Raw genomic sequence first — 8,830 nt, forward strand, 5'->3', positions numbered from 1 at the left:
CCTAATACCATTTCTTTTTGAAGATGCGCCTATAGAACTTACCCAAAACCGCGCTGTAGGGGCAATTCATGAATTGCCCCTACGTGAATAAAGCGCAGCCTCACATAGAATTGGTATAACCTAATATTTTTCAGTAAGTACTTAGCTGTTAGACATTTAACTTGCATATTACCTGGAAGTAAAACTTTTGTGGAGTGGGCATCTTGCCCGCCCTGGTTATGCAAATTAAAAATATATTAGCTTACTGAACTCGTAGATCCAAAGAGGCTATATTTACCAACTTTGATTTAAAATCCAAAATCCAAAATCCAAAATTAATATGCTTCCCTTCATCCGGTCAGATTTAGCCCAATTCACCGCGTACAAACCTCACCCCAGTAACGATACAGCCGCATCTGTCCCGGCGCAGTTCGATCGGCTAGATACAAATGAAAGCCCCTACGATTTCCCACCTGAGTTAAAAGAGAAGCTGTCCTGGACGTATCAGCAAGTAATTGAAACAAATCGTTATCCCGATGGCGGACATGAAACACTTAAGGATGCGATCGCACAGTACGTCAATGAGTCAGCCCCTCTCTCATCATCCTTGTTTACTGCTGGCAATATTTCTGTTGGCAATGGTTCAGATGAGTTGATCCGCTCTTTATTAATCGCCACTTGTCTAGGAGGAGAAGGTTCAATTCTAGTTGCCAATCCCACTTTCTCTATGTACGGGATTTTGGCACAAACTTTAGGCATTCCTGTAGTGGCGGTGGATAGAAATGAAACAAATTTTGAAATTGACTTAAAAGCAGCACAGTCTGCGATCGAAAAAACTCAAAATCCTCCCATTCGCGTAGTTTTCGTAGTGCATCCCAATTCGCCAACTGCCAATAGCTTAACTGCGGCAGAGTTGGCATGGTTAAGAAGTTTGAATGAGCATATTTTGGTAGTAATTGATGAAGCTTACTTTGAATTTAGCCAAACTACCCTAGTAGGTGAATTAGCACAGCGTGCCAATTGGGTAATATTACGCACTTTTTCTAAAGCCTTCCGATTGGCAGCTCTCCGTGTTGGCTATTGCGTTGCTCATCCCGAAGCGATCGCCATTTTAGAAAAAGTTCGTTTACCTTATAATCTCCCCAGCTTTTCCATAGCAGCAGCATTAGTTGCTTTACAAAACTGCACACTCTTGCTGGAGTCAATTCCCCAAACCCTGAGTGAACGAGCCAAACTCATCGAAATTTTGTCCCAACAACCAGAACTACAAATTACCGCAAGCGCTGCAAACTTTATTTACCTACGTCTGAAACCAAATGGCTTTTATTCACAAGATGCTGCGTTAAAAACTTTCCACCAGAAACTTAGAACACTCGGCACCCTTGTGCGACATATTAGCGGAGGATTGCGAATTACTGTCGGGACAATAGAGGAAAACGCCCGCACCGTTAATCGAGTCCAAGCTGCTTTGGCAAATTTGGAATTTTAGCAATTCACTCAGTAATTAAATCGGCTGTCCACCTCACTGCCCAAACGGCGTACTATTCCCACTGTTTGTGGCAGCACTCCTACTAAAAGAGCAAAAGCAACATCCGGCAGAAGAGCCACTATTTCTGGTGGAAAGTATTGTTCAAATTGATCGAGAATCTTTTGGACTCGCTGCCCAGGCACTGGGTTTTCTGTAATTTGTTTGATCAATCGAATCCACTGTCGCCTAATCAAGTAAGCCTTCTGGCGTTCTTCATTAGATTCGGGAGTTAATAAAGACAGATTACCTATGGGCAATGCCCTTTGGCAATCACAATCGTAATCCCCACCCACAGCAGCCCCAGGCCCAGCAAACTCTGCATGGTAGCGTTTAAAGAGTATTAATCCATTTCGTCTACGACTATTGACGATGAAAACTTCTCCACTGTGCAAACGTGTAAGGATATCCGAGCCTTGCGATTGCTCAGTTCCATCTTGCATGACAAGAGAGTCAAGGAAACTAGTTTCAGGGTAATAAGTTGATACCATACAGGTCTGATAGCGTCGATGCTGTTCGCTATCCATGTTTTTTAAACTTTCAACGAATTTGGTAGTAGTATGCACTTCAAGACGGAACTAGCTGTTATGTCAAATCGGATTTTTGAATTCTTTTATTATCAAGAGTCTTTTGGTCAATTTAACTAAGATAGTAATAAATAGGCATTCTTTAGTAATTGAGTAATCATATTTTATGAGATATAACTAGAATTGTCTCCAAATTTGAAGAGTGTTTTCTTAAAGTTTTTATAAAGATGAATATCTTAATTACAAAGTTATTATGAGGGATTGTTGATTTCCTAATGGTCATTGTACAGCTATTTCCATTGTAATTCCTTTATTTATTTATATAAAATACTCTAAAAGAGTTATTGTTTAATCACAAATAAAGAAGACAAAATGTAACATTAAGTGAACTTTTCCAAAGTTATCTTTTATTAATATGATGAAGAAGAAGATCCGTAAAAAGTCTAAATAAAATATCCTTAAAAGAATTATCCAAAGCTATATACAGCAGAATTCAGGAGCGGAACCGGAGACGCTCTGCGGCTTGGCTCAGAATTGGTGAATTCAGAAGTAAAACACGCTTTATACCTGGCTTTGAGACTTAGTTTGTGTACTTCACCTTCCTTGAAATCTGCTGTATATCTAGCTATTTAGCTAATATTGGCTGAGTTTTTAATTAAGTTAGTTTGTACTTTGATTATCGATATTGGTGATAGATTTTCTCCAAACTAATTACAACATCAAAATTTACAATTGCCAAAATAAAATTCAGATAGTGGAATCAGCACTCAGGTGCTTGTGCAAGAACATCTGGCTTGAGCGTCCTAGTAAAAATGTATTCCAATTGGATTCGACTTTATGCACCCGATATCCCGCCTTGAAATAAAGTTGCCTTGCCTGATGGTTATTTTCCAAAACGTGGAGATATAAGTCTTGAAATCCCCACTCGCGAGAGACTTTTTCACAGCTAGTCAGTAACCCTGAAGCCACACCATGTCTACGGTATTTTGGGTGAACCGCTAAATTAGATAAGTAAGGAAAACCCATACCAACCTGGCTCCACGAATCACTGTAACGTACACCCAATTCCACACTTCCCACTAAGTTATTAGCCGCACCAGTAGTAGCTTCAAAGGCGACTAAACAAATATGACGTGGCGGAGGTGATGCCATGCGATGCCTTAAGTCTTCGTAAATACCCAAACGTAGCAATGGAAAGGCCCATCCCCACATACCCTTTTGGGAGTGAAAGCTTTCAGCAATAATTTGAGCAACATCGATCAAATCAGCAGGTGTAGCTGTACGAATTTGAAATTGGCAGCAAGCTGGATCGATTGGCTGTTGCTGGTATGGATGAAAAAACCGATATTTCAAGGCTAGTTTAGTATTGATTTTATTCAACGAAAATTTTCTCAAATCTTCTCAAACACCATTTAAACTTAATGAAAACTTCATATCTGCCCAGGAGATTGAACTGACCTAAGATTGCTAATTCGCTTTTCCTTGTGGAGTATACAAAGTTTTACACTTTAGCTTGGGGCTTTATAGCCTGCATTTTTGAAAGAGTCTTAGAAGTTACAGCTTCATAAATTTACAATCTTTCCCTTGTTTTCGGTAGGGAGGATATCAGTCTGTTTACCACAAAAACATCTGTCAAGTCGTACAGGTTTAGGTGAATGGGTAGATAAATAGCATAACGTGTCCGTAGGCATAACATACAAAATTGTTAAGTAAGTACACTCCCGACAAACTCTGATTGCAAACCACCTGTGGTTCAGTACTGAACTTGTTTATGCAATTGCCGCTACACTAATAGAACTTTGCTACTAGGTCATAGTAACAGGCTGTAGAGGTACTAGGGAAGAATCTCCAAGGTTGTTAATCCCTAACTTCTGAACCATTATCACTTGTCTTAATGATAGTTCTGATTGCTAAATTAGAAAGAGGTATTTGTCTAATAGTATACTTTGGCTTTAAATCTTATTGTTTTAATATTGCTGACTCTACCATGACTAGCATAAATAAAATTTACCTGCAAGTGTTAGTAAAACTGCTGCGGAGGGAAAACTTAATATGCAGCTTCATCTGGATTTTTCAGCTAGCTATGAGCGCTGTATGTGATATCAGACATTGCTCACAGGAGGTGAAGGAAAATTTGACAAGCAAGCATCGACTCTGTAACCCTAAAACTGACTATGAAAGCAATTACACCGCACCAAAGCAAACGGTAATGGGCATAAGCCATTGAGACGAACTACTGTGAGTAAACACTCCTACACTCAGCAGTCATGTAGCCAAATAGCCTTATTGGTCAAAATGCTCTGCTCTTACCTGACTCAGAAAAATCCTTACCTGATCAGATTATTCTTTATCCGACTGCCATTGCAGCAGGAAGGCGGTGCATGAAATCTCAAGCAAACAGTAAGCCTAAAATTTTGGTTGTCGATGATGAACCAGACAACCTTGACTTGCTTTACCGCACTTTTTATCGCGACTATAAGGTGCTAAGGGCAAACTCTGGTCCTGCGGCCCTTGATCTGCTGGCTCAAGAGGGAGAGGTCGCAGTGATCATCTCCGATCAGCGGATGCCGATGATGAGCGGTACAGAATTTTTGAGCCTGACAGCAACTCAATATCCAGATATTATCCGGATTATTTTAACTGGCTACACCGATGTCGAAGACCTGGTGGAAGCAATCAATGCTGGTAAGGTATTTAAATATGTCACTAAACCGTGGGAAGCAGAGGAACTCAAAGCAGTGGTACGCCAAGCTTTGGATACCCACAATGTCCTCAGAGCCAGAACCCGCGAACTTACCCGCACACTCCGACAAGAATCGCTACTGAATACCGTCACAAATACGATTCGCAGTGCTTTAGACTATCGCCAAATTTTGCAGGCAATTGTAGATACAGTAGGCCATATGTTGGAGGTGGATGTCTGTCTGTTGCGTCCCTTCCAAGATGAGCAGTTGGCGGATAAAGGATTCATTTATCAAAAGGCTCTTTCTGAAGAAGCAGGGGAAGTTGTAGTAAATCTTTCACCTCTCTCCCCAAAAGGGGATCTGAGTCCCACCATCCCCAGCCCTGTACCTCTTTTGGCTCAGACGGTGTGGGAAACCCGCGAAGTCCAGGTGATTCACGATGTCATCGATGATGAGCGTATTCACGGTAATACTCCCGAACTGCACCAACGTGAGGCAGCTTTTGCTGCCGCTAACATTTGTTCTAGTTTAGTTGTGCCATTGATCTGCCAACAAGAACTGATGGCAGTGCTAGCACTGCACCAGTGTTCTCTGCCTCGCTTCTGGGGGGATGATGAGGTGCAGTTAGTGTTGATGGTAGCGGATCAGGCAGCTTTAGCTTTGTCTCAAGCTTATGCTTACGAACAAGTACGTGCCCTTGCCAAGCGAGAGAGCTTAATTAATACGATTACTAGCGCGATTCGCTCTAGCTTAGACCCCCAAGATATTTTTGCAGCGATTACCCAGCAATTGGGACAAGCCTTACAAGTCGATGGCTGTGTCCTGTCTTTGTGGACAGAGGAAGATGAGTTTGCCGAGTGTGTGGGCTTGTATGACAGTTTCCAACATACTGAAAATTTGCGTAGGCACAGCCTGCCGGAGGCATCGCCAGCCCCAGACAAAAATTTAAGTAGCAATAAGAACCTATTAACTCAGAGAATACCCTATTCTCAAGCATCTATTCAGGAGAATCCAATCCTTCAACAAATGCTACAGACACATGAACCTGTGGTAATTGGTGATGTCAGCCATTCTTCCTCACAAGTGCAGGGTTTTAATTTGCCTTTAAAAATGCCAGGGCGATCGCTAATGGTTGTGCCATTATTGGCTGATGGTAAATGTATCGGTAGTATTACCCTGCATGAAGGTAAAAAAGTCCGCAGATGGTTGTCATCTGATATCGATTTGGCGAAAGCAGTAGCAGCTCAAGCAGCGATCGCTGTGCAGCAGTCACACTTGTATCAAAAAACTCGCCAACAAGCTGAACGCTTACTGGAATTAGACAGACAAAAAACCGAATTTTTCCAAAATATCTCCCATGAGTTTCGCACACCCATCACCTTGATTCAAGGGCCTTTAGAGTCGGCAGTGGCGGCTGGTGAGGGATTATCTTACTCCCAATGTGCGATCGCCCTGCGTAACTCCCGCCGCCTGCTGCGACTGGTAAATCAACTCCTGGATCTACAACGCCTAGACGCGGGGAGAATGCAGCCTAGTTTCCATCCCTGCGATTTAGTCGAATTTGTCAGCCAAATTGTTGAATCTTTTCGCCCCTACTGTGAGAAAAAAGGACTGCATCTCATTACCCAGTTAGATGAATGTCCTACGGTGTACTTGGATATGGAAAAATTTGACAAGGTGGTTTATAACCTCCTGTCAAATGCCATGAAGTTTACTCCTGAAGGTGGCACGATCAGCATCAGACTAAAATCTGAGGGCGATCGTTGCATATTGCAAGTACAAGATACTGGAATTGGCATTCTTAAAGAACAAATTCCCCACCTATTTGAGCGCTTCCGCCAAGCTGAAGGTTCCGCAAACCGCTCCTATGAAGGCAGTGGTTTGGGTTTAGCTTTAGTTAAAGAATTGGTAGAATTACATGGTGGTGAAGTCACTGTGGAATCAGTTTACGGCGAAGGCACTACCTTTAGTTTATGGCTTGTGACTGGAAATGCTCATTTACCCGCACAGCAAGTACTAGAAACGTCTACCGAACTGAATACGAGCCGCGCTAACGTAGAATTGGCTGATTTAGAACTGGTAGAGTCAACAACAGATAATATTAAAGATATTACAAGAAACTTCTCCCCCAGTATTGACAATCAAGACTCAGCACTGGGCGAAAACTCTGAGGGTGGGCTTGCAAGCAGCAGAGGTTCGGCGACTCAGCACTCAATTTTAGTTGTAGACGACAACCCGGATCTGCGAAACTATGTATCTGAGATTTTTCGCCGCAACGGCTATCATGTACGGACAGCTCGTAACGGTTCTGAAGGGTATGCGATCGCTAAGGAAATTATACCCAGCTTGATTGTGACTGACTTAATGATGCCCTTGGTGAGCGGACTTGAGATGATTCAGTTCATCCGCAAAGAGGACAAGCTGAAAGGAACACCAATCATTCTGCTGACAGCGAAAGTAGATGAGGAAACCCGCATCGAAAGTACAGAACATGGGGCAGATGCTTATTTAGCAAAACCATTCAATGACCGGGAACTTTTGGCGGAAGTTCGGAATCTTTTAGGATTGAAGGAAAATGAACGACGAATCGTGGAGTTAAATACTTATCTAACAGAATCGGTGCTAAAGCGCTTTTTGCCGGCTGCGTTGGTGCAAAAAGCCGCAACCGGAGATTTAACGTTAGATTTGCGCCCAGAACCACGCTTAATTACAGTTTTATTTAGTGATATTGTGGGTTTTACACAGCTAGCAAATACTCTCAGATCGCGGCGGGTAGCAGAGTTGCTAAATGAATATTTAGCAGCCATGACCAAGGTTGTATTTGGCAATGGCGGCACTGTAGATAAATTTATGGGAGATGCTATCTTAGCTTTATACGGAGCGCCGGAAGAACTAACGCCTAATGAACAGGTGCGTCGTGCCATCAATACAGCCAGAGCAATGCACCGATCACTGGCTGACTTGAACCAGCGCTGGCGAGATCAAGGTGTATTCGATGGTGACAAACTTACTGGCGTACAGTTCCGGTGCGGTATCCACCAAGGTACTGCTGTTGTGGGGATGTTTGGTAGCGCTGAACGTGCCGATTATACTGCTATTGGCCCTAGTGTGAATATTGCTGCAAGATTGCAAGCTGCTGCTGTTCCCGGTACGATCCTGGTTTCTGCTGCCGTGGCAGATTATTTGCAGGAAGAAGAAATTACTAAAGGTAGTCCGCTAGAACTTAAAGGAGTAGATGAAACAGTTTTGACCTTCGCTGTTACACCAGAGATAATGGTTAATCGCTAAAATTTAAACTGGTATTTTAAAGCATTAGCAATGAGTAAGAGTGCCTAATCATATCCAGTTTCTATAATATGACACCATCGGTTGCAGACAAAACTCCAATTCCAGCCAAGGTCTGGAGACGACACACTGATCCACCAGCTTTGTGGATTTCTGTCGTTATAGCTTCAGTCTCTCTGCACTTGCTGGTGTTCTGGCTAATGCGTTCATCTAATGCATTTAGTCTGTGGTTTCCCCAGCAAAGTCAATCTGCTGTTCCTATTGAATTGATAGACATTACTCCTAAAATAAAATCAATAACCAAATCAAAACCAATAGCCAAAACAGTTTCGCCAAAGCCACTATCCTCAACTCAAAAGTCTGTACCAGCACGTTCCTCACAAACAGGACGAACTACGCCCAAAAATCAAGATTTTGGCGCAATAAATTCTGCTGATAATCTCCAGGAAAAGAGCCGAACTTACGCCTCTCAACCTAATAGCAAACCCTTTAAACAGAGAGTTCCTACGCCGACGCCAACACCTACAGCCACGCCGAAACCTACAGCCACACCAAAACCTACAGCCACACTAAAACCTACAGCCACACCGAAACCTACAGCCACACCGAAACCTACAGCCACACCGAAACCTACAGCCACGCTGAAACCTACACCTACAGTTCCAGTCGGTAATTTACCTTGGAACCGCCGTCAAGAAATCAAACTGGGAAAGGGAACGCTACTACCAACAGGTATTCCATCAAATCCACCAGTTTCGGAACCTGAAAACAGAGAAACTCCAGCAACTCCAACTAGGGAAACTCCAGCAACTTCGACTAGAGAAACTCCA

General features: G+C 42.8%; 4 protein-coding genes and 1 pseudogene. 3 read left to right on the plus strand and 2 right to left on the minus strand.

What is annotated here, in order from left to right:
- Positions 1–319: 319 nt before the first annotated feature.
- The gene (locus tag HWQ41_RS09235) at positions 320–1,468 is read left to right on the plus strand and encodes a histidinol-phosphate transaminase (RefSeq protein WP_292761765.1); all 1,149 of its coding nucleotides are present in this window, start codon (positions 320–322) and stop codon (positions 1,466–1,468) included.
- An 8-nt stretch (positions 1,469–1,476) separates the two neighbouring features.
- Here HWQ41_RS09235 and HWQ41_RS09240 read toward each other — a convergent pair whose 3' ends face one another.
- Both HWQ41_RS09240 and HWQ41_RS09245 read right to left on the minus strand, forming a co-directional pair.
- Positions 1,477–2,031, minus strand: coding sequence for a hypothetical protein (locus HWQ41_RS09240; RefSeq protein ID WP_292761767.1), 555 nt, complete (start codon positions 2,029–2,031; stop codon positions 1,477–1,479).
- Positions 2,032–2,778: 747 nt separating this feature from the next.
- Positions 2,779–3,411: a GNAT family N-acetyltransferase gene (locus HWQ41_RS09245; protein WP_292761769.1), complete on the minus strand. Its 633-nt coding sequence runs from the start codon at positions 3,409–3,411 to the stop codon at positions 2,779–2,781.
- A gap of 1,001 nt (positions 3,412–4,412) precedes the next feature.
- On the opposite strand from HWQ41_RS09245, the gene HWQ41_RS09250 reads away from it, so the two are divergent.
- Both HWQ41_RS09250 and HWQ41_RS09255 read left to right on the plus strand, forming a co-directional pair.
- Positions 4,413–8,003, plus strand: coding sequence for a response regulator (locus HWQ41_RS09250; protein ID WP_292761771.1), 3,591 nt, complete (start codon positions 4,413–4,415; stop codon positions 8,001–8,003).
- 68 nt (positions 8,004–8,071) lie between these two features.
- A pseudogene (locus HWQ41_RS09255) lies at positions 8,072–8,830 on the plus strand (hypothetical protein); the annotation flags it as partial.

This window comes from Nostoc sp. NOS(2021) (assembly GCF_017115025.1).
Classification (GTDB): domain Bacteria; phylum Cyanobacteriota; class Cyanobacteriia; order Cyanobacteriales; family Nostocaceae; genus Nostoc.

Bases quoted from the DNA above. Each gene is read 5' to 3' on its own strand.
- HWQ41_RS09235 (WP_292761765.1), top strand. From the start codon at position 320: ATGCTTCCCTTCATCCGGTCAGATTTAGCCCAATTCACCGCGTACAAA.
- HWQ41_RS09240 (WP_292761767.1), bottom strand. From the start codon at position 2,031: ATGGATAGCGAACAGCATCGACGCTATCAGACCTGTATGGTATCAACT.
- HWQ41_RS09250 (WP_292761771.1), top strand. From the start codon at position 4,413: ATGAAATCTCAAGCAAACAGTAAGCCTAAAATTTTGGTTGTCGATGAT.